The 26,581-nt window shown below is 71.7% G+C and carries 23 protein-coding genes and 1 tRNA gene; 16 read left to right on the top strand and 8 right to left on the bottom strand.

The annotated features are described in order from the left end of the window. The first annotated feature begins 14 nt into the window (after positions 1–14). The 4 genes from H0S67_RS21410 (at position 15) to H0S67_RS21425 (ending at position 2,892) form a co-directional block, all read left to right on the top strand. Positions 15–590, top strand: a complete 576-nt coding sequence (locus H0S67_RS21410; protein WP_246354945.1) for a DnaJ family domain-containing protein — start codon at positions 15–17, stop codon at positions 588–590. A gap of 71 nt (positions 591–661) precedes the next feature. After that, the gene (locus H0S67_RS21415; protein WP_180934692.1) at positions 662–1,750 is read left to right on the top strand and encodes an HpcH/HpaI aldolase/citrate lyase family protein; all 1,089 of its coding nucleotides are present in this window, start codon (positions 662–664) and stop codon (positions 1,748–1,750) included. Further along, positions 1,747–2,628, top strand: coding sequence for an HpcH/HpaI aldolase/citrate lyase family protein (locus H0S67_RS21420; RefSeq protein WP_180934693.1), 882 nt, complete (start codon positions 1,747–1,749; stop codon positions 2,626–2,628). Before H0S67_RS21415 ends, H0S67_RS21420 begins: the two co-directional genes overlap by 4 nt. Before the next feature lie 120 nt (positions 2,629–2,748). Beyond that, positions 2,749–2,892 carry a hypothetical protein gene (locus H0S67_RS21425; protein WP_180934694.1) on the top strand — a complete coding sequence of 48 codons (144 nt, stop codon included), beginning with the start codon at positions 2,749–2,751 and terminating at the stop codon, positions 2,890–2,892. Positions 2,893–2,981: 89 nt separating this feature from the next. On the opposite strand, the gene H0S67_RS21430 is transcribed toward H0S67_RS21425, so the two are convergent. The 5 genes from H0S67_RS21430 to hutH are packed head-to-tail and all read right to left on the bottom strand — an operon-like array spanning position 2,982 to position 8,559. After that, complete coding sequence (locus H0S67_RS21430; protein WP_180934695.1) at positions 2,982–3,995, bottom strand: M48 family metallopeptidase; 1,014 nt, start codon at positions 3,993–3,995, stop codon at positions 2,982–2,984. Positions 3,996–4,023: 28 nt separating this feature from the next. Beyond that, on the bottom strand, positions 4,024–4,263 hold the full coding sequence (locus H0S67_RS21435) for a hypothetical protein (protein WP_180934696.1): 240 nt from the start codon (positions 4,261–4,263) through the stop codon (positions 4,024–4,026). After that, positions 4,260–5,282 (bottom strand): MFS transporter, encoded by a 1,023-nt coding sequence (locus H0S67_RS21440; protein WP_180934697.1) that lies wholly within the window; start codon positions 5,280–5,282, stop codon positions 4,260–4,262. Before H0S67_RS21440 ends, H0S67_RS21435 begins: the two co-directional genes overlap by 4 nt. Positions 5,283–5,338: 56 nt before the next feature. After that, positions 5,339–7,012, bottom strand: a complete 1,674-nt coding sequence (gene hutU / locus H0S67_RS21445; RefSeq protein WP_180934698.1) for a urocanate hydratase — start codon at positions 7,010–7,012, stop codon at positions 5,339–5,341. Beyond that, positions 7,009–8,559: a histidine ammonia-lyase gene (hutH, locus tag H0S67_RS21450; protein WP_180934699.1), complete on the bottom strand. Its 1,551-nt coding sequence runs from the start codon at positions 8,557–8,559 to the stop codon at positions 7,009–7,011. The genes hutU and hutH overlap by 4 nt, the downstream gene beginning before the upstream one ends. Before the next feature lie 253 nt (positions 8,560–8,812). Here hutH and H0S67_RS21455 point away from each other — a divergent pair, with 253 nt between their 5' ends. From H0S67_RS21455 to H0S67_RS21485, 7 genes are all read left to right on the top strand, one after another. Then, positions 8,813–10,081 (top strand): choice-of-anchor P family protein, encoded by a 1,269-nt coding sequence (locus H0S67_RS21455; protein WP_180934700.1) that lies wholly within the window; start codon positions 8,813–8,815, stop codon positions 10,079–10,081. Positions 10,082–10,228: 147 nt separating this feature from the next. Further along, the gene (locus tag H0S67_RS21460; protein WP_180934701.1) at positions 10,229–11,425 is read left to right on the top strand and encodes an MFS transporter; all 1,197 of its coding nucleotides are present in this window, start codon (positions 10,229–10,231) and stop codon (positions 11,423–11,425) included. 110 nt (positions 11,426–11,535) lie between these two features. Further along, a complete protein-coding gene (locus tag H0S67_RS21465; RefSeq protein ID WP_180934702.1) occupies positions 11,536–11,874 on the top strand; it encodes a hypothetical protein in 339 nt (112 codons plus the stop codon). A gap of 27 nt (positions 11,875–11,901) precedes the next feature. After that, positions 11,902–12,651, top strand: coding sequence for an IclR family transcriptional regulator (locus H0S67_RS21470; RefSeq protein WP_180934703.1), 750 nt, complete (start codon positions 11,902–11,904; stop codon positions 12,649–12,651). A gap of 783 nt (positions 12,652–13,434) precedes the next feature. After that, positions 13,435–15,216 (top strand): amidohydrolase family protein, encoded by a 1,782-nt coding sequence (locus H0S67_RS21475; protein WP_180934704.1) that lies wholly within the window; start codon positions 13,435–13,437, stop codon positions 15,214–15,216. Between the two features lie 164 nt (positions 15,217–15,380). After that, on the top strand, positions 15,381–16,937 hold the full coding sequence (locus H0S67_RS21480; RefSeq protein ID WP_180934705.1) for a M4 family metallopeptidase: 1,557 nt from the start codon (positions 15,381–15,383) through the stop codon (positions 16,935–16,937). 221 nt (positions 16,938–17,158) lie between these two features. Continuing rightward, complete coding sequence (locus H0S67_RS21485) at positions 17,159–20,695, top strand: heterodisulfide reductase-related iron-sulfur binding cluster (protein WP_180934706.1); 3,537 nt, start codon at positions 17,159–17,161, stop codon at positions 20,693–20,695. A gap of 238 nt (positions 20,696–20,933) precedes the next feature. Here the strand turns inward: H0S67_RS21485 and H0S67_RS21490 are convergent, their stop codons facing one another. Both H0S67_RS21490 and H0S67_RS21495 read right to left on the bottom strand, forming a co-directional pair. After that, a complete protein-coding gene (locus H0S67_RS21490) occupies positions 20,934–21,233 on the bottom strand; it encodes a hypothetical protein (protein WP_180934707.1) in 300 nt (99 codons plus the stop codon). Between the two features lie 10 nt (positions 21,234–21,243). After that, positions 21,244–22,968, bottom strand: coding sequence for a sodium:solute symporter family protein (locus tag H0S67_RS21495; RefSeq protein ID WP_180937047.1), 1,725 nt, complete (start codon positions 22,966–22,968; stop codon positions 21,244–21,246). A gap of 235 nt (positions 22,969–23,203) precedes the next feature. Between H0S67_RS21495 and H0S67_RS21500 the strand changes: the two genes are divergently transcribed. From H0S67_RS21500 to H0S67_RS21510, 3 genes are all read left to right on the top strand, one after another. Next, positions 23,204–23,746 (top strand): toxin-antitoxin system HicB family antitoxin, encoded by a 543-nt coding sequence (locus H0S67_RS21500; protein WP_180934708.1) that lies wholly within the window; start codon positions 23,204–23,206, stop codon positions 23,744–23,746. Positions 23,747–23,851: 105 nt separating this feature from the next. Then, entirely contained in the window at positions 23,852–24,676 is an 825-nt protein-coding gene (locus H0S67_RS21505) for a DUF4097 family beta strand repeat-containing protein (protein WP_180934709.1), read from the top strand. A 30-nt stretch (positions 24,677–24,706) separates the two neighbouring features. Further along, complete coding sequence (locus tag H0S67_RS21510) at positions 24,707–24,853, top strand: hypothetical protein (protein WP_180934710.1); 147 nt, start codon at positions 24,707–24,709, stop codon at positions 24,851–24,853. A 13-nt stretch (positions 24,854–24,866) separates the two neighbouring features. Here the strand turns inward: H0S67_RS21510 and dcd are convergent, their stop codons facing one another. Further along, on the bottom strand, positions 24,867–25,442 hold the full coding sequence (gene dcd, locus H0S67_RS21515) for a dCTP deaminase (protein ID WP_180934711.1): 576 nt from the start codon (positions 25,440–25,442) through the stop codon (positions 24,867–24,869). A 65-nt stretch (positions 25,443–25,507) separates the two neighbouring features. Here dcd and H0S67_RS21520 point away from each other — a divergent pair, with 65 nt between their 5' ends. Further along, on the top strand, positions 25,508–26,314 hold the full coding sequence (locus H0S67_RS21520) for an SGNH/GDSL hydrolase family protein (RefSeq protein WP_180934712.1): 807 nt from the start codon (positions 25,508–25,510) through the stop codon (positions 26,312–26,314). Between the two features lie 36 nt (positions 26,315–26,350). Continuing rightward, positions 26,351–26,426: transfer RNA gene (locus H0S67_RS21525), tRNA-Gly, on the top strand. Positions 26,427–26,581: the final 155 nt, after the last annotated feature.

The following is a 26,581-nucleotide window of genomic DNA, read 5'->3' on the forward strand; positions in this document are numbered from 1 at the left end:
TCGGCACCCTGGGGGTGAGACACGTGCCCGACGAGGACGAGAAGCAGAGCCGCGAGGACAGGACACCGGAGGACAGGGCACCGGAGCTGGACGAGCGCACCGGACGCAGCGCCGCGGCCGCCCGGATGCAGCACCAGGCAGCCTGGGTCGACCAGCAGATCCGGGTGGCGATGGCCAAGGGCGAGTTCGACGACCTGCCCGGCGCCGGCAAGCCGATCAAGGACCTCGGCAGCCAGCACGACCCGGACTGGTGGCTGAAGAAGCTCGTCGAACGGGAGCAGATCACCGGCGTCCTGCCGCCGTCGCTGGCGCTGCGCAAGGAGGACGCCGAGCTCGACGACCGGCTGGACACCCTCAATGTCGAGGCCGAGGTGCGCCGCGAGCTCGAGGACTTCAACTCCCGGGTCATCGCCGCGCGCTACCAGCTCCCGGAGGGCCCTCCTCTGATCACGATGCCGCGCGACGTCGAGGAGGCGGTCGCGCAGTGGCGGGAGCGACGTACGGCCCTGCGCGCCCGGCGGGCCGATGCCGCCCGGGCCACCCCCGCTCCGGAGCAGCGCCGTCGCCGGCGGCGGTGGTGGCGGCGCTGACGCCAAGTCGTCCTCACGACTGTCAGATCCGTCATACCGACGGGTAACCACTCGCTGCTAGTTTCCGCAGCATGCCCAGCTCATCTCGCAGCGCCAAGGACTTCTTCCGCCCCCTCGCGGTGGGCGCACCGACCCCGTTGACCGAGATCCCGGCCCGCCCGAGCCGCGCGATCCACTTCTTCGACCCGAGCAACGAGAAGATGGCCGCCAAGATCCCGCAGATGGTCGGGACGGTCGACGTGCTTCTCGGCAACCTCGAGGACGCGATCAAGGCCGACAACAAGGTCGCCGCCCGCGAGGGGCTGGTGCGGATCGCCCGCGAGACAGACTTCGGGCCCACCCAGCTGTGGACCCGCGTCAACGCGCTGGACAGCCCGTGGGTGCTCGACGACCTGATCACGCTGGTGCCGGAGATCGGCGACAAGCTCGACGTGATCATGGTGCCGAAGGTCCAGGGCGCCGAGGACATCCACTACGTCGACCGGTTGCTCGCCCAGCTCGAGGCCAAGGCCGGCCTCGAGCGGCCGATCCTGGTGCACGCGATCCTCGAGACCGCCCGCGGCGTCGCGAACGTCGAGGAGATCTGTGGCGCCTCCCCGCGCATGCAGGGACTCAGCCTCGGCCCCGCCGACCTGGCCGCCGACCGTCGGATGAAGACCACCCGCGTGGGGGGCGGCCACCCCGGCTACCTGGTCCGCGAGGACCCGCCCCGCATCGACGGCGCCGCCAACCTCGAGGCCACCCGCGCGACCTTCCAGCAGGACCTGTGGCACTACACCATCGCCCGGATGGTCGACGCCTGCGCGATGCACGGCATCTACCCCTACTACGGCCCGTTCGGCGACATCGCCGACACGGTGGCCTGCGAGGACCAGTTCCGCAACGCCTTCCTGCTCGGTTGCGTCGGCACGTGGAGCCTGCACCCCAAGCAGATCGCGATCGCCAACAAGGTCTTCAGCCCGAGCATCGAGGACATCCGCCACGCGCGCCGCGTGGTCGCTGCCATGGGTGACGGCACCGGAGCGGTCATGCTCGACGGGAAGATGGAGGACGACGCCTCCCTCAAGCAGTGCCTGGTCCTGGTCGAGCTGGCCGAGCAGCTGGCCGCGATCGACCCCGAGCTGAAGAAGCAGTACGACGCCCTCGAGGAGCAGGCATGACTCTCTCTGTTTCGGGCTCGTTCCGGCCGCGTCGTTCGGTCCTCTACATGCCCAGCTCCAACGACCGGGCGCTGGAGAAGGCGAAGAACCTCCCCTGCGACGGCCTGATCCTCGACCTCGAGGACGCGGTGGCCCCCGACGCCAAGCCGGAGGCCCGCGAGAAGGCCTGCGCGGCGGTGCGGTCGGGCGAGTACGGCCAGCGCGAGCTGACCATCCGCATCAACGGCGCCGACACCGAGTGGCACGCCGACGACATGGCCGCGGCCTGCGCCGCCGGCCCGGACGCGATCGTGGTGCCGAAGGTCAACAGCGCCGACGCGGTCCTCCGGCTGGTCGAGGCGATGGCGGGCCACGGCGCCCCCGAGCACACGACGCTGTGGGCGATGCTCGAGACGCCGTACGCCATGCTGCACGCCGAGGAGATCGCCGGCGCCTCCGAGCGCCTGAGCGTCCTGGTGATGGGCACCAACGACCTGGTCAAGGAGCTGTACGCCGAGCACGTCCCCGGCCGCCAGCCGGTGCTGGCCGGCCTCGGCCTCGCGCTGCTGGCCGCGCGGGCCACCGGCAAGGTGATCCTCGACGGCGTCTACAACGACGTGAAGAACACCGACGGCTTCCTCGCCGAGTGCCGGCAGGGCCGCGAGATGGGCTTCGACGGCAAGACCCTGATCCACCCCGGCCAGGTCGAGGGCGCCAACGAGGCCTTCGCTCCCAGCGAGCAGGCCGTCGACGACGCACGCGGGATCCTCCGGGCGTGGGAGGACGGGGCAGGCTCGGGCGTGGTGACCTACAACGGCCGGATGATCGAGAACCTCCACGTCGAGTCCGCCCAGCGCACGCTGAGCATCCACGACGCGATCAGCGCCCTGCAGGGCTGACGGCTCGACCCGTGGGCTGGACCATTGACCGCAGTCGAAATCGTTATCGACTTCGGGAGTTTGAACTGTCCTCAGGAGTGGTACGAACCTCTCGAACCTAGACCTTGGGAGGAGGTTGACATGGTTATCCTGGGCTTGATTCTGCTCATCATCGGCCTCGTGGCGAGCATCCCTGTGCTCGTCACCATCGGCGCAATTCTGCTGATCGTCGGTCTCATCCTGAACTTCGTTCCGATCGGTGGCACCCGACGGAGGTTCTACTAGCACCACCCCCGCACCACACTTCTCCGCAGCGACCCCCGGAGCCTCGGCTCCGGGGGTCGTCGCACGTCCGGGGCCGCCGTGGGACGGGATCAGTCGTCGTCGCGGCGCAGCACGTCGTCGAGCCACAGCCGGGCGCTGCCGAGCCACCCGGCCGCGTCGTGCACGAGCTTGCCCACCGCGTCCTGGCTCTGCCGGAACGTCTCGGAGTAGCTGCGTGCCGCGGCGGCCGCGGCCTCGCTGACCCGGGCGTCGTCGTCGCCGTCCCGGCGCGGGTAGTCCCCGGCGAGGTGGCGGGTGTACTCCCCCGAGTCGACCCAGCGCCGCAGCTCGCTGGCGCGCACGACCGCGAACGGGTGGGTGCGGTTCTCGATGAGCAGCAGCTTGAGGACCGAGTCGCGCACGTCGCCGGAGTCGTCGTACTCCTGCCCCTGTGCGAAGAACGACGTCGCGTCGAGGTCGTCGAGGTGGCCCCCGCTGGCCAGCTTCATGTGCACCCGGAACGCCGTCGCCGGGTCCTGGCCCGCGAGCAGCCCCGCGCGGTCCGCCGACAGCTCGGCCTTGCGCGCCCACTCGTAGAGGGCCGCCATGATCGCGCGGACGGTGAGCCCGCCGCCGGGGACGACGGCGAGCACGCCGCTGAGCTGGATCAGCCGCTGTAGCAGGGTCTGGTAGACCGCGTGGCCGCTGATCGCATGGCCGAGCTCGTGGCCCAGGACGAAGCGCATCTCCTCGTCGTCGAGCAGGTCGACCATGCCGGAGGTGACGACGACGAAGGGCTTGTTCATACCGATGGTCATCGCGTTGGGCACCGGGTTGGAGGAGACGTAGAGCTCGGGCAGCTCGGCGGCGTCGAGGGTCCGGCCCACGTCCCCGAGCAGGCGGTGCAGGGTCGCGAACTGGCGCTCGTCCACCCGGATCGCCGACCCGAGGAAGACCAGCCGCACGGCGCGCTCGTTGAACAGCCCGGACGTCGCCTTGAGCACCGTGTCGAAGCCCTTGAGCCTGCGCAGCGCCACCAGCGCCCCGCGGTCGGCGGGGTGCTCCCACGCGCGTGAGCTGATGCCGGTCAGGGTGGCCCGGGACCGGGCCGGCTGGGTCGTCACCGGGTCACTCTCGCACGACCGGGCCCGCCTACCGGGTGCGCAGCGCCCAGCGGCAGACCGGCACCTGCAGCACGCCGGCCGCGAGCACCAGCCCGCCCATCACCCACCAGCCGGGCCGCCCCCACTCGATGCAGAGCAGCGTGATCAGCGTGGGCGCGATGACGTTGGAGATCGAGAAGCCGAGGCTGGCGAAGCCCTGGTACTGGCCCTGCCTGTCCATCGGCGCCAGGCCCATCGAGATGCCCCACTGGCCACCGCTGGAGATCATCTCCCCGACGACGTGCACGGACGCGCCAGCACCAGCAGCACGATCGCGACGGCCGCGCCGGCACCGTCGCTGAGGAGACGATCACGAAGCCGGTCGCGATCCAGACGCAGCCGACCACCATCGCCCGAACCGACGACAGGGACGTCGTCGACGCCGCGGGTCATCCGCACCTGGAAGAGCGCGACCACCACGGTGTTGAGCACCAGCAGGACCGCCACCATCGAGTGGGGGGCATCGGTGTGCGATGCGATCCACAGCGGGATCGCCAGCTCCATGACGACGAAGTGCATGGCGACGAGCCCGTTGAGCAGCGTGATCGCCACGAACGGGCGGTCGCGCAGCACTGCGAGCCGCGGCTCGCCCGCGGCCCGGGCGGGCGCGGGCTCGAGGTGGGGCAGCCGGGTGCAGAGGAGCCCGGTCGCGATCGTCGCGAGGCCGTCGAAGGCGAAGACCGCGAGGTAGGCCCAGGTCCGGTCGACCAGCAGCGCGAGGCCGCCGAGCATCGCGCCGAGGCTCATCGCGACGTTGGTGACCGCACGCAGGTAGGCCTTGAACTGGACCCCACGACCGCCGGTCGCCACCTGGGCGATGTAGCCGTTGCGGACCGCGCCGTTGCCGAAGAACAGCAGGTTCGAGACCGTCATCACGAGCAGCAGGGGCCAGAAGGATCGGGCGACGAGCAGGCCGAGCAGGGCCACGCCCGCCGCCACGGTCAGCGCCCGCATCACCTCACGCGGGCCTCGGGTGTCGCCGAGGTGTCCCAGCGGCACCTGCCCGAACATCGCCACCAGGGTGGCCACCGAGAGGATCAGGCCGACGTCGGTGGCCGCGAGGCCGACCTCCTGGGTGAAGAAGAGCGCGAACGTCGTCGTCGTCGCACCGGTGCCGGCGCGGTTGACGAACGTGCCCAGCGCCAGCACCCGGAGGCTGGGGTCGGTCGGGATCCCCCGCCGGGTCAGCCGGGGCGGGACCGCCGCCGGTGGCCTGATCTCCTCCGCACCGACGGTCCCCTCAGTCACGCGAGCATTGTGGAGGCCCGAGCCCCCGCTGCGCCAATGGGTTGCCGACCGACGGGTCAGGCCTCGGACATCGGGATTCGTACGCCGCGCTCGGCGGCCACCTCGGAGGCGCGTTCGTAGCCGGCGTCGACGTGGCGGATCACGCCCATGCCCGGGTCGTTGGTCAGCACCCGCTCGATCTTCTGCGCCGCCAGGTCGGTGCCGTCCGCGACGCAGACCTGGCCGGCGTGGATCGAGCGGCCCATGCCGACGCCACCGCCGTGGTGGATGGACACCCACGAGGCACCCGAGGCGGTGTTGACCAGCGCGTTGAGCAGCGCCCAGTCCGCGATCGCGTCGGAGCCGTCGAGCATCGCCTCGGTCTCGCGGTAGGGCGAGGCCACCGACCCGCAGTCGAGGTGGTCGCGGCCGATCACGATCGGCGCCTTGAGCTCGCCGGAGGCCACCATCTCGTTGAACTTCAGGCCGGCGAGGTGGCGCTCGCCGTACCCCAGCCAGCAGATGCGGGCCGGCAGGCCCTGGTAGTGCACCCGCTCCCCCGCCATCGTGATCCACTTGTGGAGCCGCTCGTACTCCGGCTTCTCCTCTGCCGGGAAGAGCTCGAGGATCGCGCGGTCGGTCGCCGCGATGTCGGCCGGGTCGCCGGAGAGCGCGGCCCAGCGGAACGGGCCCTTGCCCTCGCAGAACAGCGGCCGGATGTAGGCCGGCACGAAGCCGGGGAACTCGAAGGCCCGGTCGTAGCCGCCCTTGCGCGCCTCGTCGCGGATCGAGTTGCCGTAGTCGAAGACCTCGGCACCCCGGTCCTGGAACTCCACCATCGCGCGCACGTGCACGGCCATCGACTCCCTGGCCCGCTTGGTGAAGCCGACCGGGTCCTCGGTGCGCTCGCGCTCCCAGTCCTCGAACGCGGTGCCGACGGGCAGGTAGAAGAGCGGGTCGTGCGCCGACGTCTGGTCGGTGACCGCGTCGATGGGGGCGCCCATCTCCAGCAGCGCCGGCACCATCTCGGCGGCGTTGCCGAGCACGCCGATCGAGAGCGGGCGGCGCTCGTCGCGCGCCGCCACCGCCATCTCGACGGCCTCCTCCAGCGACCCGGCCTGCACGTCGAGGTAGCGGTGGTCGATCCGGCGCTGGATGCGGGACTGGTCGCACTCGATGCAGATCACCACGCCGTCGTTCATCGTGACGGCCAGCGGCTGGGCACCGCCCATGCCGCCGAGGCCGGCGGTCAGCGTGATGGTGCCGGCCAGCGTGCCCGCGAACTTCTTGTTCGCGACCGCCGCGAAGGTCTCGAAGGTGCCCTGCAGGATGCCCTGGGTGCCGATGTAGATCCACGAGCCGGCCGTCATCTGGCCGTACATCGTCAGCCCGAGGTCCTCCAGCCGCCGGAACTCCTCCCAGTTGGCCCAGTCGCCGACCAGGTTGGAGTTGGCGATGAGCACCCGCGGCGCCCACTCGTGGGTCCGCATGACGCCGACCGGCTTGCCCGACTGCACGAGCATGGTCTCGTCGTCCTCGAGGGTGCGCAGCGTGCGCACCAGGGCGTCGTACGCCTCCCAGCTGCGGGCCGCGCGGCCGGTGCCGCCGTAGACGACGAGGTCCTCGGGCCGCTCGGCGACCTCGGGGTCGAGGTTGTTCATCAGCATCCGCAGGGGCGCCTCGGTCTGCCACGACTTCGCGGACAGCTCGGTGCCGGTGGCGGCGTGGATGGGCAGTCGTGGGTTGCTCATGCGAGCTCTCCGATCACTTCTTCGACGGCGGTGAGGACGGCGCCCGAGCGGACCAGCTCCACGCTGGCCTCGATCTCGGGCGAGAGGTGGCGGTCGGGGCCGGGGCCCTGGATGCCGGAGGTGCGCAGCAGGCGTACGACGGCGCCGGTGGCGGGCGACGGCGCTAGCGGCCGCCGCAGGTCGAGCGCCCGCGCGGCGGTCAGCACCTCGACGGCGACCACCCGGGTCAGGCCGTCCACGGAGCGGCGCAGCTTGCGCGCGGCCGACCACCCCATCGACACGTGGTCCTCCTGCATCGCGCTGGAGGGGATGGAGTCGACCGAGGCCGGCACGGCCAGGCGCTTGAGCTCGGAGACGATCGCGGCCTGCGTGTACTGGGCGATCATGTGCCCGCTGTCGACACCCGGGTCGTCGGCGAGGAACGGCGGGAGGCCGTGGTTGCGGGCCTTGTCGAGGAAGCGGTCGGTGCGCCGCTCGCTGATCGAGGCCACGTCGGCGGCCACGATCGCGAGGAAGTCCAGCACGTAGGCCACCGGCGCCCCGTGGAAGTTGCCGTTGCTCTCGACGCGCCCCTGGTCGGCGAGCACCACCGGGTTGTCGACGGCCGAGGCCAGCTCGCGCCCGGCGACCTGCGCGGCGTGCTCCACGGTGTCGCGGGCGGCCCCGTGGACCTGCGGGGAGCAGCGCAGCGAGTAGGCGTCCTGGACCCGGTTGCAGTCCGGGCCGCGGTGCGAGGCGACCACGCCGGAGTCGGCGAGCAGCCGCGTCAGGTTGGCGGCGGCGAGCCCCTGACCGGGGTGCGGCCGGATCGCCTGGAGCTCGGGGGCGAAGACCCGGTCGGTGCCGAGCTGGCCCTCCACCGACATGGCCGCCGCGATGTCGGCGGTGCGCAGCAGCATCCGCAGGTCGGCGATGGCCATCACGAGCATGCCGAGCATCCCGTCGGTGCCGTTGATCAGCGCAAGGCCCTCCTTCGCCGCCAGCTCCACCGGCACCAGGCCGGCCGCGGCCAGCGCGTCGGCGGCGGGCACCAGCGTGCCGGCCGCGTCGCGGACCTCGCCCTCGCCCATCAGCGCCAGCGCGCAGTGCGAGAGCGGGGCCAGGTCGCCCGAGCACCCCAGCGAGCCGTACTCCCGCACCACAGGGGTGATGCCGTGGCTCAGCATCGAGGCCATCAGCTGCGCGGTCTCCAGGCGTACTCCGGTGTGGCCCGTCGCCAGCGTCGAGAGGCGCAGCAGCATCAGCGCCCGCACCACCTCGCGCTCGACCTCCGGACCGGACCCGGCCGCGTGGGAGCGGACCAGCGACCGCTGCAGCTGGGCCCGCATCTCGGTCGGGATGTGGCGGGTCGCGAGGGCGCCGAAGCCGGTCGAGATCCCGTAGGACGGGGTCGCGGCGGCCGCGAGCTCCTCCACGACCGACCGTGCAGCGGCGATCGCCGCGACGGCGTCCGGGGCGAGCTCGACGGGGGCGCCGTGGCGGGCGACGGCCAGGACGTCCGAGGGCGACACGGGGCCGGTGCCGACGGCGACTGGTGAGGACTGCATGGGTCAATCCAACGCCGCTGCCGGAGGTCCGCCAAGCGCCCACGAACGCCCGGCGTCTCGGATCCCAGACCCGTGTGACCGCCGCCACGTCGGACCCGCATCACAAAGTCCGAGACGACACGTCTGAAAGATGTGACCGGTGGGTAAGTTCCGTCCGACCGGCTGTACATGGGGCGACCTGGTCACGTGTCCGCATCTAGACGCTCGGAGCCGCAGGTCGGTGTCCCGGGCACTCGGGGAAGAGAGAGAAGCCATGCGACTACTGATCGCCAGCACCGCCGTGCTCGCGCTGGCCGCGAGCGGTGGGCTCGTCAGCGCCTCCGGCGCCGGCGCCACGACCGACTCGACCGGAAAGGTCCCGACGCCGTTCGCCTTCAAGTCCTACGCCTTCGGCAGCCGCGCCCACGGAGGCCAGGTCCCGGCCGGTTCGGGGAGCACCGCCTTCCAGGTCATCGGCTGCACCAACGACGCCGGCATCGACAAGAGCAACAAGGTGACGTCGGAGGACCTCCCCGGGCTGGGCAAGGCCTACCAGGTCACGACGCACGCCTGGACCACCCGCAACGCCACGACCGGCGTGGTCGCCTCGCACTCCCGCAACGCGATCGCCAAGGTCGTCCTCTCGAGCACCCAGGCCGGCACGCTGTCCCTGGAGGGCATCAAGTCGACCGCGGTGGCGTCCCACGACGACAAGGGCTTCCACGCCGACACGACCGCGGAGCTCGCGAAGATCGTGCTGACCCCGGCGATGGGCCCGGCCCAGGAGATCCCGGTGCCCGACCCCGGGCAGAGCGTCGACGTCCCGGGTGTCGCCACCATCGACATGGGCACCCCCAAGAAGGCCGCGGGCAAGGACCTCGCCCGGGCCCGCGTCGAGGCGCTGACCATCACCTCGGCCGCCACCGGCACCAAGGTGCACGTCGCCCAGTCGTTCGCCCAGCTCGCGCGCGGCATCAAGTCCGGGCTCTTCGGTGGCTACGCCGACGGAGCCAGGGCCAACGCCGGCGACGGCCACGTGACGACGGGACGCACGCCGTACCAGCCGATGCCCTGCCAGGGCACCCACGGTGACCTCCGGGACAACTCCACCGCCAGCGTGGACCTCGGCAACGGGCTCGTCCTCAGCGGCGTCGAGGCCTCGGGCATGGCGGACCAGACCGCTGCTCGCGCCTGGGGCCACGAGGAGGGCCGGATCGCCAAGGTCGACCTCGGCAACGGCCAGCTCGTGGTCGACGGCATCGTCGGGCGGGTCGAGGTGACCCGCAAGGGCACCGACCTCGCGACTCTGGTCCGTCACGCGAAGACGACCATCGGCACCATCACGGCCAACGGGCAGGAGCAGACCTTCCCCGACTCCGGCGTGCTCGAGATCCCCGGCGTCGCGAAGCTGGAGCGCAACATCGTGAAGAAGGTCAAGAACGGCCTCTCGGTGACGGCGCTGCGCATCACGCTGCTGGACGGCTCGGGCGCGGTGGCCAACCTCGGCGAGGGCAAGTTCTACGTGAAGCGGGCCGATCGCTGACCGGCGGCTCTCCCAGCACCACCTCACCGACGCCGGACGCGCCCAGCGCGTCCGGCGTCGGCGCGTCCGGGGCCCGCGAGACACCTCACTGATCAGCAGACAAGACGCGGCGACCCACGAGGTCGGGTCGGGCGTTGACTGAGGGCCATGACCTCGACCGCCATCGCCACGAGCGCCGGCCCCGGCACGCTGCGCCGGTGGTCGATGCTGGGCGCGAGCACCCTCGCCCAGGCCTCCGCGGCGGTCATGATGCACGGGCCGGCCTTCCTCATCCCGGCCCTGCACGCGGGCGGCCTGAGCCTGGCCGAGGCCGGCCTCGTGGCCGCCGCGCCCACGCTGGGGGTGATGCTCACCCTCGTCGCGTGGGGCGCGGTCGCGGACCGGTACGGCGAGCGGCGCACGCTGCTGTGCGGGCTCTCGCTGACGACCGCCTTCGGGGCCATGGCCGCGGCCGGTGGCGGGACGCCCCTGCTCGTGGCCGCGCTGGTCCTGGCCGGCGCCGCCGCGGCGAGCACCAACGCCGCCAGCGGCCGCGTCGTGGTCGGCTGGTTCCCGCCTGAGCGTCGCGGGCTCGCGATGGGCGTCCGGCAGATGGCTCAGCCGGCGGGCGTGGGGATCGCCGCGGTGAGCATCGCCGTGGTGGCCGCCGCCCACGGCGTGCACGCGGCCCTGTGGGTCCCGACCGCGGCCTCCGCCCTCGCGCTGGTCGTGGTCGCGCTCGTGGTCCTCGACCCGCCCCGGCCCGATCCCCGCGCGGGCGGCGCCGCGAACCCGTACCGGCGCGACAGCTTCCTCGCCCGCGTCCACGGCGTCTCGGTGCTGCTGGTCGTGCCGCAGTTCCTGGTCTGGACCTTCGCGCTGGTCTGGCTGGTGCAGGAGCGCTCCTGGTCGCCGGCCGCGGCCGGGTCGCTGGTCGCCGCCGCCCAGGTGGCCGGGGCGCTGGGCCGGATCGGCGTGGGCCACCTCTCCGACCTCGTCGGCAGCCGGATGCTTCCGCTGCGCTGGGTGGCGGTCGCCGCGGCGTCGGTGATGGGCCTGCTCGGGCTGGCCGCCGACCGCGACTGGGCGCTCGCGGTCGCGCTGCTCGTGGTCGCCACCGTGCTCACCGTCGCCGACAACGGGCTGGCCTTCACCGCCGTCGCCGAGCGCGCCGGGCCGAGCTGGTCGGGGCGGGCGCTGGGCGTGCAGAACACCGCGCAGTTCCTCGCCGCGTCGGCCGTGCCGCCGGTCGCCGGGGTGGCGGTGACACATCTCGGGTACGCCGCCGCGTTCGCCCTGGGGGCCGTCTTCCCCGTCGTGGCCGCGCCACTGGTCCCGGTCGGCACCGAGCGCGAGCTGTCCTGACCGGACCAGCCCGGCGGCCCGGCCGGGATTGAGCTGGGGCGGCGGCGGGTACCCACAGGTCAGGCACGAGTCCCGGCACCCGCCCGGGACCTACCCCCTTGGAGGGAACCATGTCCGGAGGACTCATCGTCACGATCCTCGTCCTGGTGGTCATCCTGGTCGTGATCGGCGTCGTCGTCGCACTCCTGATGAGCAAGAAGAGGAACGAGCAGCGCCGCGCCCAGGCGGCCCAGCTGCGCACCGAGGCGGCCGCCCAGTCCGACTCGATCGCCCAGGCCGAGCGCGAGGCCAAGCTGGCCGAGGCCGACGCCGAGGCCGCGCGGGTCGAGGCCGAGCAGGCCGAGCGCCGCGCCGCCGAGGCTCGCACCGGCGTGCACATGGACCAGGCCACGCAGGAGGACCGGATCCGCGAGGCGCAGCGGATCGACCCCGACGACAAGCGGGTGTGACCCGGCCCGGGGTCTAGTCTCCGGGACATGAGCCAGGTCCCGGCCGCGACGCGTGCGCTGCGCGTGCTCCGGTTCCTGGCCAGCCAGCCCGACCCGGTCCCGCTCGAGCGCATCATGCGCGCGTGCGAGCTGCCGCGCAGCACGGCGTACCACCTGCTGCGCGCGATGGTCGACGAGGGCTTCGTGGTGCACCTCGCCGAGGAGCATCGCTTCGGTCTCGGGGTCGCGGCGTTCGAGGTGGGCAGCGGCTACTCGCGGCAGGCGCCGCTCCAGCGGATCGCGCGCCGGCCGCTGGCCGCGCTCGTGGACCGGGCCGGGCAGAGCGCCCACCTCGCCGTGCTGCACGGGCGGGACGTCCTCTACGTGCTCGAGGAGCGTGCGCCGGGCCGGCCGCCCCTGGTGACCGACGTCGGCGTGCGGCTTCCCGCGCACCTGACCGCCAGCGGCCGGGCCATCCTGGCGTCGCTGCCGGCCCCGCAGGTGCGCGCGCTCTACCCGGCGCCGACGGCGTTCGTGGACCGTCACGGCACCGGACCCCGGACCCTCAGCGCCCTGCGCACCGTCCTCTCCGAGACCCGGCAGCGCGGCTACGCCACCGAGGAGGGTGAGGTCACCCCCGGGTTGGCCGGCGTCGCCGCCGCGGTGCACGACCACAACGGACACCCCGTCGCCGGCGTCGCGGTGACCTACGCCGAGGGTGACGCGGCCGCGCTCGCCAGCGAGGTGCGGCGTACCGCCGACGGGCTCACCCGCCGCATCGGCGGCACCACGCAGTGACGTCGGCGCCTCCCGCTCGTTGATCGACCGAGCCCGTCACGGGCCGATGACGGGAAGAGGAACCGACGTGTCCCACCACAACCGAGGCCCGCTGCGCCGACTGCTCTGGTCGGGAACGCTCGCCGTCACGCTGGTCGCCACCGCCGTCGCCGTCCCGTCCTGGGGCAGCCGTGACGGCAACCTGCTGGCGAGGTACGACGCCACCAAGGCCGCCGCGGTCGAGGCGCGGCCCCACGTCGACCCGCCCGGCACGGCACCGCACAACCACAACGACCCGGCCACCAAGAACTCCATCTCCCGCTCCACCGACTCCGGGCCCGAGACCCGGGATCCCACGACCGCGGCGCAGAAGCAGTCCAGCGCCGCCTACGTCGCGGCCGAGCGCCGGCTGCCCGACCCGCCGCTGACGACCGTCCCCGTGACGGCCCCGCGACGCCTCCACCCGCAGGACCGCTACGCGATGGCGAACGGCTGCTACCGGCTCACCCGCACGGCGAGCCGCTGTTCTTCAAGCCCACGCAGCTCGGGACCTACCTGCTGTACGACCACGACCGGCGCTTCGTCAGCGCCGGCGGCGGCACGGCCGACGCGCCCAGCGCCGACACCGAGTGGACGGCCACGCAGCACGGCGGCGCCCTCACCTTCACCTCCGGGTCAACGCGGCTGGAGCGGGGCGGCACCTCCGCGTTCGTCCCGACCCGCGCGGCCGGCTGCACGGCCTACCCCGAGTCCCAGATCGACATCTCCGGCGACCCGCACGCGGGCGTCACGCCGTACCAGGAGGTGCGCGGCTACGTCGACGCGCACACCCACGGCATGGCCTTCGAGTTCCTCGGCGGCGACGCCCACTGCGGCAAGCCGTGGGACCGGTACGGCGCGCCGTACGCGCTCGTGGACTGCCCCGACCACACCTACAGCGGCGGGTACGGCGGGATCCTCGAGGACGCGCTGTCCGGGCGCACCCACCACGACCCGGTCGGCTGGCCGACCTTCAAGGACTGGCCGGCGCCGGACTCGCTGACCCACGAGGGCACCTACTACCGGTGGCTGGAGCGCTCCTGGCGGGGCGGCCAGCGGATCTTCGTGAACCTGCTGGTGGAGAACAACCAGCTGTGCCAGATCTACCCGCTGCACAAGAACGCCGAGTACGCCAAGTGCGACGACATGGAGTCGATCCATCGCCAGGCGCGCGACATGTACCAGATGCAGGACTACATCGACGCCCAGTTCGGTGGCCCCGGCAAGGGCTTCTACCGGATCGTGACGAACCCCTTCCAGGCGCGCCGGGTCATCAACGCCGGGAAGATGGCGGTGATCATGGGCATCGAGACCAGCGTGCCCTTCGGCTGCACGTTCAAGGCGCTGCCCGGAGGCGACCAGCCCGCGCCCGAGTGCACTCCCGCCAACATCGACCGGCAGCTCGACCAGGTCCACCGGTGGGGCGTGCGGCAGATGGAGCTGGTCAACAAGTTCGACAACGCGCTGGCGGGTGTCGCCGGGGACAACGGCGAGGTCGGCGCCGCAGTGAACGCCGCCAACTTCAAGGAGACCGGCTCCTTCTGGGACATGCGGCACTGCGAGCCGGCCGACGGCCAGTCCCACGACAAGGACCAGGTGGCAGCGCCCGAGATCTCGGCCGAGCAGCAGGACGCGCTCTTCGGCGCGATCGCGCAGCTCATCGACACCACGAACCTGCCGGCCCTGCCGCTCTACCCGCCGCCGGACCACTGCAACGCCCGCGGCCTGACGACGCTGGGTGAGCACACGATCAACGGGCTGGCCGCGCGGCACATGATCTTCGACCCCGACCACATGAGCGTCGAGGCCCGCAACTCCGCGCTCGACCAGATCGAGGCGATGCACTACCCCGGGGTCGTCTCTAGCCACTCGTGGTCGACGCCCGACGCCTACCCGCGGATCTACCGCGACGGCGGCTTCATCACGCCGTACGCGGGCGACTCGACCGGGTTCGTCCAGAAGTGGCGGGCCCACATCGGCTGGGCCGACCCGCGCTACTACTGGGGCCTCGGCTACGGCGCGGACATGAACGGCCTCGGCGCGCAGGGCGACCCGCGCGGGACGGACGTGCCCAACCCGGTCACCTACCCGTTCCGCGGCCTCAACGGCATCACGGTGCGCAAGCAGCACGCCGGCAAGCGGGTCTACGACATCAATGCCGACGGGGTCGCGCAGTACGGCCTCTACCCCGACTGGATCCAGGACCTCAGCAAGGTCGCCGACGCCGAGCACGCCGGCGACGGAGCCGCGATCGCCGACGACATGGCCCGCGGCGCGGAGGCCTACCTGCAGATGTGGGAGCGGGCCGAGGGCATCGCCCCCGACTCCTGCCGCAACCCGGGCCTGCGCGAACCGGTCGCCCGGGTGCGCGACCGGGTCGTTCCCGGCCTGACGACCCGGCAGGTGATGGATGCGGTCGGCCAGCCGTACACCCGGCTCGGTGACCACTACGTCTTCTGCGCCCGCACCGGCTCCGACCCGCGGGTGCGGATGCAGGTGACCTTCGGGGACGGGGGCCGCGTCACCGGGTTGCGGCGCCTCGGCTGAGTCATCGGGGGCCACCTCACCCCTTCGGTTGCACATTCCTGCATTTCAACTTTGTGCAGGTCCGAGCGCCTTGTCGGGCCGGGTGGGCGCGGGATGGAATCCGCTCACCGCACCGTCGAGACGGACGGTGTCCGGAATCCACCCCCACCCTCAGGAGACCGTGCATGAAGCCCACCCTGGCTTCTGCCGTCGCCCTCGGCTGCGTATCCGCAGCCCTGGTCGCCTCGGCAGGCAACTCCCAAGCAGCGTCCACCCACGCCGACCGCCGCGCCGCGAGCATCAGCGAGGCCCGCACCAACGCCCAGGAGCACGCCGGTGTCTCAGCCGGCCAGGGCCTGGTCGTCCGCGACACCGTCCTGGACTCCAGCGGCGCGAGCCACGTCCGGTTCGACCGGACCTACAAGGGCCTCGAGGTCGTCGGCGGCGACTTCGTCGTGCACCAGGCCAAGGGCGGCGCCTTCCGCTCCGTCTCCGGGCGCTCGCTGTCCCCGTTCCAGCTGCCGACCACGGCCTCGGTCACGGCGCAGGCCGCCACCGCCAAGGCCGCCTCGGTCGTGGACCTCGCCCACGAGCACGCCACGCACGACCTGGTCGTCCTGGCCGTGCACCGCGCCCCCACGCTCGCCTGGCGCGTCAACGTGACCGGCCGCGACGCCGAGGGCGCCCCCGCCGGTGACTACGTCTTCGTCGGTGCCCGCAACGGGCGCGTCCTCGACCGGTGGGCCTCGACCGAGGAGGCCACCGGCTCCGGCACCGGCGTGGTCGACGGGACCGTCTCGCTCGACACCACGCAGTCGGGTTCGACCTACCAGCTGGTCGACCCGGTGCGCGGTGGCAACGCGACGTACAACGGCCCGCTCAGCAACAGCTCCACGCCGATCTTCACCGACGCGGACAACGTCTGGGGCAACGGCTCCACCAGCGACCCGGCCTCGGCCGGCGTCGACGCCCACTACGGCATCGCGAAGACCTGGGACTTCTACAAGAACACGTTCGGCCGCAACGGCATCGCCAACGACGGCAAGGGCGCGCGCTCGTTCGTGCACGACGGCGCCTACGTCAACGCGTCGTGGAGCGACTCCTGCTTCTGCATGCGCTACGGCGACGGCGACTCGACGACCTACCCGCTGGTGGCGCTCGACGTGGCCGGCCACGAGATGAGCCACGGCGTCACCAGCCGGACCGCCGGCCTGACCTACCGCGGCGAGAGCGGCGGCCTCAACGAGGCGAGCTCGGACATCATGGGCACCAACGTGGAGTGGTACGCCAACAACGCCAACGACGTGCCCGACTACGTCATCGGCGAGGAGATCTACCGCTCCTACAACCCGGCGACGAACTACATCCGCCGGATGGACAAGCCCTCGATGGACGGCGCCAGCCAGGACTGCTGGAGCACCGCCACCAAGCGCGTCGACGTGCACTACTCCTCGGGCCCGGCCAACCACTACTTCTACCTGCTGTCCGAGGGCAGCGGCGCGAAGACGATCAACGGCATCGCCTACAACAGCCCCACGTGCAACGGCTCCACGATCACCGGCATCGGTCGCACCACCGCCGCCGCGATCTGGTACCGCGCGCTGACGGTCTACATGACCTCCAGCACCAACTACGCCGGTGCCCGCACCGCCAACATCAACGCGGCCACAGACCTGTACGGCGCCTCGTCGTCGCAGGTCGCGGCCGTCAAGGCCGCCTGGTCGGCGGTGTCGGTGAACTGACCGACTGACCCGCTCGCTGGGCGAGCAGCTGAGCACTGCGGCGGCCGGACCTCGGGGTCCGGCCGCCGTTGCTGTGCCCGTGGCAGGCGCGAAGTTACCTGCGGGTAGGATCCACCTCACAACGTTCGGGGACTGACGCGGCCCGTCCGACCCGCCTAGGCTCGCGCCACGCGTCCCGAACCGCCGATCGACGCCGCCGCCCCGACGAGGAGCAGTAGTCCATGCAGATCTTCGCCATCGTTGTCTCGCTCGCGATCGCCGCCGTCGGCATCGCCCTCTTCGTGAGGGCCATCCGTCAGATCATCGCGGTGATGAAGGTCGGGCAGCCGGCCGCGCGCAGCGACAACCCGGGCCGGCGTACCGCGACGATGCTCAAGGAGTCACTCGGCCACACCCGGATGCTGCAGTGGCACTGGGTCGGCGCGGGGCACTGGTTCATCTTCGTCGGCTTCGGGCTGCTGTTCTTCACGCTGGTGACGGCGTTCGGCCAGCTCTTCAGCCCCACCTTCGCGCTGCCGCTGATCGGCCACTTCTTCCTGTGGGAGTGGCTGACCGAGTTCGTCACGTTCGTGATGCTGGTGGCCATCATCGCGTTCATCGGCTACCGCGTGAGCCGGCCGGGCGAGCGGGTCCGGGGCCCGCGGGGGCGGTTCTTCGGCTCCACGATGTGGCAGGCCTACTTCGTCGAGGCCGTGATCCTCGGCGTCGGGCTGTGCATCGTCACGCTGCGCGGCCTGGAGTACGCCCTCGAGGACGGTTCGACCGCCTTCCACTACCCGCTGACCTTCTGGCTCGGCGAGGCGTTCTCGGGAATGTCGGACTCCTCGCTGAAGAACTCCGTCTACTTCGTCTCCATGCTGAAGATCCTGATCTCGTTCATCTGGATGATCACCATCTCGGTCAACCTGACCATGGGCGTGGCCTGGCACCGGTTCCTCGCCTTCTTCAACATCTGGTTCAAGCGCGAGTCGTCGGGCCGTACCGCGCTGGGTGCCGTCAAGCCGCTGACCTCCGACGGCAAGGCGATCACCCTCGACGACATCGACGACCTCGACGAGGACTCGGTGCTCGGCGTCGGCGCGGTCGAGGACTTCAGCTGGAAGGGCATCCTCGACTTCACCTCGTGCACCGAGTGCGGCCGCTGCCAGTCGCAGTGCCCCGCCTGGAACACCGACAAGCCGCTGTCCCCCAAGCTCCTCATCACCGCGCTGCGCGACCACGCGCACGCCAAGGCGCCGTACCTCCAGGCGGCCGAGGGCGACCGCGCCGCGCTGCTGGAGGGCAACGACACCCTGACCCGGGAGGTCGAGCGCCCGCTGGTCGGCGAGACCGGGGACGACTGGTTCTACATGCCGGAGAACGGCGCCGCGGTCATCGACCCCGACGTCCTCTGGTCGTGCACCTCCTGCGGCGCCTGCGTCCAGCAGTGCCCCGTGGACATCGAGCACGTCGACCACATCGTCGACATGCGCCGCTACGCGATCCTCGTGGAGTCGAACTTCCCGGCCGAGCTCAACGGGCTCTTCAAGGGCCTGGAGAACAAGGGCAACCCGTGGAACATGTCGCCCAACGCGCGCATGGACTGGGCCAAGGGACTCGACTTCGAGGTCAAGGTCGTCGGCGAGACCATCGAGTCGCTCGACGAGGTCGAGTGGCTGTTCTGGGTCGGTTGCGCGGGTGCCTACGAGGACCGCGCCAAGAAGACGACCCGGGCCGTGGCCGAGCTGCTCGACATGGCCGGCGTCAGCTTCGGCGTGCTGGGCAACGGCGAGACCTGCACCGGTGACCCGGCGCGGCGCGCGGGCAACGAGTTCGTGTTCCAGGGCCTGGCCCAGCAGAACGTCGAGACCCTGAAGGAGGCGAAGGTCAAGAAGGTCGTCTCGACCTGCGCCCACTGCTTCAACACCCTCAAGAACGAGTACAAGGACTTCGGCATCGAGCTCGAGGTCGTCCACCACACCCAGCTCCTCAACCGCCTGGTGCGCGAGGGCAGGCTCACCCCGGTCAAGGACGGCGCCGGCGCCGCGAAGCGCTCGATCACCTACCACGACCCCTGCTACATCGGCCGCCACAACGGCGTCTACTCACCTCCGCGCGAGCTGCTGCAGGTGCTTCCCGGGGCGGACTTCGTGGAGATGGAGCGCAACTCCGAGCGCTCGTTCTGCTGCGGCGCCGGTGGCGCGCGTATGTGGATGGAGGAGAACCTCGGCGAGCGGATCAACGTCAACCGCACCCAGGAGGCGGTCGGCACCGGAGCGGACCAGATCGCCGTTGGCTGCCCGTTCTGCCGGGTGATGCTCTCCGACGGGCTCACGGCCCAGCAGGCCAAGGGTGAGGCTCGCGAGGAGGTCGAGGTCCTCGACGTCGCACAGATGCTGCTGGCGTCGGTGAAGGGCGAGAGCGCGACCAAGCTGCAGCCGGGAGCCGGCGCGGCCGCCGCGGCTGCCGCTCCTGCCGAGGCCGCTCCGGCCCGGGCCGAGGACGAGGCCACCAAGGCCGAGCCCGAGGACGGCGACCGGACGCAGACCGAGGAAACCGTCACCGCGACCGAGGACGCCGGCTCGGCCGCCAAGGCCTCCGGGGGCTCCTCGCTCTTCGACGAGCCCGAGGCCCAGGAGCCGGCCGCGACGGCGGACGCCGACGCGTCCGTGCAGCAGGAGGCGAAGGCCGCGGAGCAGTCCGGTGGTTCGTTGTTCGACCTCGGTGGGGACGAGCCCGAGGCGCCCGCGGCGAAGGCCGAGCCCGCTGAGCCCGAAGCCGAGACGGCGTCGGAGCCGGCCGAGACCAAGGCAGAGCCCGACCTGGGGACGGGCGGGTCGCTCTTCGACCTCGGTGGCGACGAGCCCGAGAAGCCCGCGGTGAAGGCCGAGCCGGCCGCCGAGGCCGAGCCCTCGAAGCCGGAGACCGCGAAGGCGGCTGCGAAGACGGGGCCTGCGAAGACGGAGCCTGCCGGGGCGGCCGCCCCCGCCGAGGAGATCCCCTCCTCCGGCTCGCTCTTCGACATCGCCGCCCCGGAGCCCGAGGCGAAGGCCGAGCCCGCGAAGCAGGAAGCGGCCCCCGCCGCCGAGCCCGAGCCCGTGGCGGAGACCGAGCCGGAGACCGCGGAGAAGGCGGAGGCACCCGCCGCCGCGAACGCCCCGGCGTCGGAGATCCCGTCCAACGGCTCGCTCTTCGACATCGCCGCCCCGGAGCCCGAGGCGAAGGCCGAGCCGACGAAGCAGGAAGCGGCCCCGGCCGCCGAGCCCGAGCCCGAGGCGCAGCCCGAGCCCGAGGCCGAGCCGGTCGCGGCTGACCCGAAGCCGGCTGCCAAGGCCGCCGCGCCGGCGCAGGAGATCCCCGAGAGCGGTTCCCTCTTCGACATCGAGGCCCCCGCGGCACCGGAGCCGGCCGCCCCCGCGGCGCCCGAGGCGAAGCGGGAGCCCGAGGCGAAGTCGGAGCCCGAGTCTGAGTCTGAGTCGGAGTCTGAGTCGGAGTCGGAGTCGGCGGACGAGGCCACGGACCAGGAGTCGTCGACCGACGGCCTGAGCGGGGGTGCGGCGGTCAGCGCCGCCGCCACCGCCGCGGCCGGCTCGGCATCCGACGAGCCGGCGACCTCCGAGCCGGAGGCCGCCGCCACCCCCGAGCCCGCCGTGGACGAGGCCGACACCCCGGAGGAGCCCGCTCAGCAGAAGGAGCAGGCTCCCTCCAGCAACGGAGCGGCCCACCAGCCGAAGACCGACGTCGACATCAACGAGTCGGGCTCGCTCTTCGACCTCTGACCCGCAGGGTCCCGCGATGGCGGTGATCCCCAGTCACCTGGTGACCGGGGATCACCGCCATCGTTCTGCTCCGGGTCCCTTCACGGCCGGCCAGCACGACCCGGCACCGCCTCCTGCTGCGGAGCGAGGGAAAGTTCGCCCGAATCCTGCTCCGGCCACGCTCAGCCGACGCGCGCGAGCGGCCAACTGCCCTCGGTTCGGGCACCCGCCGGCACTGTCGCGGACAGGCCGCGCTCCGTCAGTGAGCGTCCATGTGGGCAGGCTCGTCCTCGTGCTCGACCTCGTCCGGGACGACGACCGGGCGGAGCTTGGCCCAGGCGATGAAGATCGCGCCCGCCACGAGGAGGGCGATGCCCGCCCAGAGGTTGGCGTTCACGCCCCCGGTCTTGTCTTCCTGGGGGTCTGCGAAGACGCCGAGCAGCGTCAGGATGACGCCGTAGATCCCGAGCAGCCCGCCGATGATGTTGCGGATGTCGAAGATGCCGGCGGTGTGCCCGCTCTTGGTGTGCCCGCCGTTGGTGTTCGTGGTGGTCGACATGTCGTGCTCCTCAGAAGGCTGCGTTCAGGGCGATGACCATGACCAGGGCCACTCCGGCCAGGGGCAGGGTCCGGCGGTACCACGGGTACGACGCCTCGTGGGCGTCCACCAGGTCCTCCCGGGGGGTCTCGGAGTAGACGAGGCCCTTGAGCTCCGCCGCGGGCTTCGGCTTGGTCACCAGCGACACGACGACGCTCAGCACGAGGTCGACGACGAAGGCGGTGGAGGCGGCCAGGAACGCCGCCCCCTGCCCGCCGACGGGGATCGTGCCGGTGCTCAGCGAGCCGAACGCGTCCTGGCTCAGGAACGCCACGGCCACCGCCGAGAGCGTGCCGGACACCAGGCCCACCCAACCGGCCGTCGCGCTCATCCGCTTCCAGAACATGCCGAGGATGAACGTCGCGAACAGCGGCGCGTTGAAGAACCCGAAGAGCGTCTGCAGGTAGGTCATGATGTTGCTGAAGTTGGCGGCCAGCCCCGCGGTGAAGATCGCGATCACGGTGGCGCCGACGGTCGCGATCCGGCCCACCCGCAGGTAGTAGGCGTCGTCGCGGCCCTTGACCAGGTAGTCGCCCACCAGGTCATAGCTCAGGACGGTGTTGAACGCCGAGATGTTGGCCGCCATGCCCGCCATGAACGCCGCGAGCAGGCCCGCGATCGCGAGCCCCAGCAAGCCGTTGGGCAGCAGGTCGCGCATCAGCAGGAGCAGCGAGTCGTTGTAGGTGACCCCGCTTCCCGACGATCCGCCCGGGACGGTGCCGCCCGCCTTGACCTTGGCGATCTCGGTGACCAGCACCGCGGCCAGCATGCCGGGCAGGATGGTGATGAACGGGATGAACATCTTCGGGAAGGCGCCGATGATCGGGGTCTTGCGGGCCGAGGAGATCGAGTCCGAGGCCATCGCCCGCTGGACCTCGACGAAGTTCGTGGTCCAGTAGCCGAAGGAGAGCACGAAGCCGAGGCCGAAGACGATGCCGACGACCGACAGCACCGAGGAGTCGATCCCCGACAGGGCCTGACCGGGCCAGGAGTTGAGCTGCTCGGCGGCCGGGGCGGCGCCGCCCTTACCGGCCGCGGCGGTCAGCTGGTCCTTGAGGCCGTTCCAGCCGCCGACCTTGTGCAGGCCCAGGAGGGTGAGCGGCAGCAGCGCGGCCACGATGACGAAGAACTGCAGCACCTCGTTGTAGATGGCCGCCTTCAGTCCGCCGAGGGTGATGTAGGAGAGCACCACCGCGGCCGCCACGATCAGCGCGACCCAGAGCGGCCAGCCGAGCATGGCGTGCACGATGCTGCCGAGCAGGTAGAGGTTGATGCCGGCGATCAGCAGCTGGGCGATCGCGAAGGACAGCGAGTTGACCAGGTGGGCGCCCGGACCGAACCGGCGGAGCATGAACTCCGGCACGGAGCGAACCTTGGAGCCGTAGTAGAACGGCATCATCACGACGCCGAGGAAGAGCATCGCCGGGATCGCGCCGATCCAGAAGTAGTGGACCGTCGGGATGCCGAACTCCGCTCCCGAGGCCGACATGCCCATGATCTCCACCGCGCCGAGGTTGGCGGAGATGAAGGCGAGGCCGGTCACCCAGGCCGGCATCGAGCGGCCCGACAGGAAGAAGTCGAGCGAGCCGGAGACCTGTCGGCCGGCCATCAGGCCGATGCCGACGACGAAGCCGAAGTAGATGACGAGCATCAGGTAGTCGGCGGCGGTCGCGTTGATGAGGGTGTCGGTCGCCAGGACCGTGATTCCCGAGCCAGCCATGAGCTGCCCTTCCGTGTTCACGTGTTGCGGGGGACTGACGCGCCCCACGCCGGTGGCCCGAGAGAGGTGACCCGTCTCTCACCGGTACCCCGTATTTCCGGCCCTGACACCTCCCTCTTCCCGGGCCGTCACCCCCAATGACGTCACGCGACACCACATTTGACGTCATGAATGCTTGACGTGACGTCATCGTGGTGTCATCGTGGTGCGCATGGACATCACGCCGTACATCGACAGCCTGCGTCGGGACCTCGTCGCAGCCGCCGAGGCAGCCGGACCCGAGACCCGGGCCGCCGCCGAGCGCCTCACCTTCGCCCTCGACCCGGCCGCGCGCCTCGCGATGATGGAGGCCATCTCCCAGGCCGCCGCGGAGATCACCGCGGAGCTCCCGTCCGGCGGCGTCGACGTCCGGCTCGACGGGCGGGACCTCGACTTCGTCGTCCACACCCCGCCGCCCATCGGTCCCGACCAGCCGGCCGCACCGACGCCCAACGCCGAGGAGCCCGAGGAGGAGGGCGGGACCGCCCGGATCACCCTGCGGATGCCGGAGTCGGTCAAGGCCCGGGCCGAGGAGCTGGCGGCCCGCACGGGCCACTCGCTCAACACCTGGCTGGTCAACGTCGTGCGTGCAGCCACCCGTGACGGCGCGGTCAACGTCGACATCGACCTCTCCAGCATCCCGTTCCTCGGCAACGACCCGTTCGGCGGGCAGGGCCCCGGACGCGGGCACCGCCGGATGACCGGCTGGATCTGAGGACCAGCCGGACCGAGGGCCGGCACACCTAGTTCCCCCAACATCCCGACGGGACCAGCAACGGGCTGGTCCTGCGGACGAACACACCCAGAAGCAGGAGCTCACATGTCCGACTACCAGTTCGAGACCCTCCGCCCGGTCGACCTCCTCGTCGAGATCGGCAAGGGCAGCGTGACGGTCCTCGCGACCGACACCACCGAGTCCACGGTCGAGGTGCGTGGACGCGACGCCGAGTCGGTGCGCGTCGACCACGCCGGCGACCGGATCAGCGTCGTGGCCCCCAAGCTGCGCTCGGGATTCCTGGCCGGCGACTCGCGCCTCGACGTCACCGTGACCGTCCCGACCGACAGCGGCCTGGCCGTTCGCACCGGCAGCGCCGACATCACCGTCGACGGCACGGTCGGGACCAGCCAGATCAGGAGCGGGTCCGGCGACGTGCAGGTCGAGGCCTTCGGCGGACCGGCCGTGGTCGAGACCGGCTCGGGCGACATCCGGATCGACGACGCCCGCGCCGAGCTGCGCATCAAGAGCGGCTCGGGCAACGTCAACATCGGCGCGGCCGGCGCCACCGTGGCCGTGTCGACCGGGTCCGGAGACGTCGAGATCGGCACCAGCAGCGGCCCGACCGTCGTCAAGACCGGGTCCGGCGACCTGAAGGTCGTGGACGCCCTCTCCGACGTCTCGCTCACGACCGGCAGCGGCGACCTCGTCGTCCGCTCGGCCCAGCGCGGGCGCATCACCGCCAAGGGCGCGTCGGGGGACATCCGGCTCGGCATCCCGGCCGGCGTCCCCGTCTGGACGGACATCTCGACGGTGTCCGGCGCCATCCACAGCAACCTCACCGGCGCCGGTCAGCCCCAGGCGGGTGCCGACCACGTCGAGGTCCGGGCCAAGACGGTCAGCGGCGACGTCGTCCTGACCGAGGTCTGACCAGCCACCACCCCACGGGAGGAGAGCACGATGAACAACACCCTCAACCAGATGGTCGCCCGGCAGCAGATCGCCGAGCGGGTGGCCCGCGCCTCATCGCCCCGGGTCGACTCGACGACGTCGCGACACCGGGTCGCCCAGCGGCTCCGCCGGATCGCGGACCGCGTCGACAGCTAGGAGCCCGGGTCGTTCAGATGCGGGTGCGGTGGAAGTTGGCGTACGACCGGGACGGCGTCGGCCCGCGCTGCCCCTGGTAGCGCGAGCCGTAGCGCTCGGAGCCGTACGGGTGCTCCGACGGCGAGGAGAGCCGGAAGAAGCAGAACTGCCCGATCTTCATGCCCGGGTAGAGCTTGATCGGCAGGGTGGCCACGTTGGCAAGCTCGAGGGTCACGTGCCCGGAGAAGCCCGGGTCGACGAAGCCGGCCGTCGCGTGCGTGAGGAGACCGAGACGGCCAAGCGAGGACTTCCCCTCCACCCGCGCCGCGATGTCGTCCGGCAGGGAGACCACCTCGAACGTCGAGCCGAGCACGAACTCCCCCGGGTGCAGGATGAACGCCTCGTCCCCCTCGGGCTCGACCTGGCGGGTCAGGTCCGACTGGTCCGCCGCGGGGTCGATGTGGGGGTAGCGGTGGTTCTCGAAGACCCGGAAGAACCGGTCGAGCCGCACGTCGATGGAGGACGGCTGCATCATGCCGGGGTCGAACGGGTCAAGCCGGACGCGCCCGGCGTCGATCTCGGCCATGATGTCGCGGTCTGACAGCAGCACGTGGGCACCCTACCGGCGCCGACCCCGCCACGGGCGACCGTCCGCCTCCCGGCGAAGATGTGCTCATGTCCTTCCAGCGGTACGTCGCCATCGGCGACTCCTTCACCGAGGGCGTCGGCGACCCCGACCCGTCGCGTCCCAACGGGCTGCGCGGCTGGGCCGACCGGGTCGCCGAGGTGCTCGACGACCGGGCCGGGGCGTCCGGGTTCGGCTACGCCAACCTGGCGATCCGCGGGCGCAAGCTGCACGCGATCATCGCCGAGCAGCTCGACGCCGCGGTCGCGCTCGAGCCCGACCTGGTCACGATCTACGCCGGCGCCAACGACATCCTGCGCCCGCGCGTCGACCTCGACGCCCTCGCCGCTGACTACGACAAGGCCCTGGGCCGGCTCTCGGCGACGGGCGCCCGGGTCCTGGTGTGGACGGCCTTCGACCCCGGCGGCTCGGCCATCTACCGCCCGGTGCGCGGCCGCTTCGCGCTCTACAACGAGCTGGTCCGCGAGAGCGCCCACCGGCACGGCGCCTCCGTCGTCGACTTCTGGCGGCTGCGGGAGTACCGCGACTGGCGCTACTGGGACGAGGACCGGATGCACATGGGGCCGCCCGGCCACCAGCGGATGGCGATCGAGGTGCTCGACACCCTCGGCGTCGCGCACGACCTGGCGCCGCTGCCGCTGCGCGACCTGCCCGTCCACAGCCGGCGCGACCAGCTCCGCGAGAACCTCGACTGGGTGCGGGGCGCCGCGCTGCCCTGGGTGCACCGCCGTCTGACCGGCCGCTCCTCGGGCGACACGGTGAGTCCGCGCTACCCGACCCTGGCGCGACTCGCCGTACCGCTCTCCTCGCGACCCGTGTCACCCGGCGGCGACTGATGAACTAGCATGTGCGCCGACCGGTCCGCCGGTCGTGCGGATGTAGCTCAGTTGGTAGAGCGCGACCTTCCCAAGGTCGATGTCGCGAGTTCGAGTCTCGTCATCCGCTCCACTTCCTTCCCCGGCCCTCGCGGCCCTCTCCTCACCCCCATCCCGGGACGTCATGCGTTCCGTGGCCCCGGGGCCACGATTCGCATGACGTTGCCCCGCCGCGCTCGGGTGACTGCTGTGACTCATGGGTCACTTGACGTCTTGCGGGACCATTGG

The sequence above is a fragment of the Nocardioides ungokensis genome (assembly GCF_013466985.1).
In the GTDB taxonomy this organism is placed as follows: Bacteria; Actinomycetota; Actinomycetes; order Propionibacteriales; family Nocardioidaceae; genus Nocardioides; species Nocardioides ungokensis.

Bases quoted from the DNA above. Each gene is read 5' to 3' on its own strand.
- H0S67_RS21415 (WP_180934692.1), top strand. From the start codon at position 662: ATGCCCAGCTCATCTCGCAGCGCCAAGGACTTCTTCCGCCCCCTCGCG.
- H0S67_RS21420 (WP_180934693.1), top strand. From the start codon at position 1,747: ATGACTCTCTCTGTTTCGGGCTCGTTCCGGCCGCGTCGTTCGGTCCTC.
- H0S67_RS21425 (WP_180934694.1), top strand. From the start codon at position 2,749: ATGGTTATCCTGGGCTTGATTCTGCTCATCATCGGCCTCGTGGCGAGC.
- H0S67_RS21435 (WP_180934696.1), bottom strand. From the start codon at position 4,263: ATGATCTCCAGCGGTGGCCAGTGGGGCATCTCGATGGGCCTGGCGCCG.
- hutU (WP_180934698.1), bottom strand. From the start codon at position 7,012: ATGAGCAACCCACGACTGCCCATCCACGCCGCCACCGGCACCGAGCTG.
- hutH (WP_180934699.1), bottom strand. From the start codon at position 8,559: ATGCAGTCCTCACCAGTCGCCGTCGGCACCGGCCCCGTGTCGCCCTCG.
- H0S67_RS21455 (WP_180934700.1), top strand. From the start codon at position 8,813: ATGCGACTACTGATCGCCAGCACCGCCGTGCTCGCGCTGGCCGCGAGC.
- H0S67_RS21460 (WP_180934701.1), top strand. From the start codon at position 10,229: ATGACCTCGACCGCCATCGCCACGAGCGCCGGCCCCGGCACGCTGCGC.
- H0S67_RS21465 (WP_180934702.1), top strand. From the start codon at position 11,536: ATGTCCGGAGGACTCATCGTCACGATCCTCGTCCTGGTGGTCATCCTG.
- H0S67_RS21470 (WP_180934703.1), top strand. From the start codon at position 11,902: ATGAGCCAGGTCCCGGCCGCGACGCGTGCGCTGCGCGTGCTCCGGTTC.
- H0S67_RS21480 (WP_180934705.1), top strand. From the start codon at position 15,381: ATGAAGCCCACCCTGGCTTCTGCCGTCGCCCTCGGCTGCGTATCCGCA.
- H0S67_RS21485 (WP_180934706.1), top strand. From the start codon at position 17,159: ATGCAGATCTTCGCCATCGTTGTCTCGCTCGCGATCGCCGCCGTCGGC.
- H0S67_RS21490 (WP_180934707.1), bottom strand. From the start codon at position 21,233: ATGTCGACCACCACGAACACCAACGGCGGGCACACCAAGAGCGGGCAC.
- H0S67_RS21500 (WP_180934708.1), top strand. From the start codon at position 23,204: ATGGACATCACGCCGTACATCGACAGCCTGCGTCGGGACCTCGTCGCA.
- H0S67_RS21505 (WP_180934709.1), top strand. From the start codon at position 23,852: ATGTCCGACTACCAGTTCGAGACCCTCCGCCCGGTCGACCTCCTCGTC.
- H0S67_RS21510 (WP_180934710.1), top strand. From the start codon at position 24,707: ATGAACAACACCCTCAACCAGATGGTCGCCCGGCAGCAGATCGCCGAG.
- H0S67_RS21520 (WP_180934712.1), top strand. From the start codon at position 25,508: ATGTCCTTCCAGCGGTACGTCGCCATCGGCGACTCCTTCACCGAGGGC.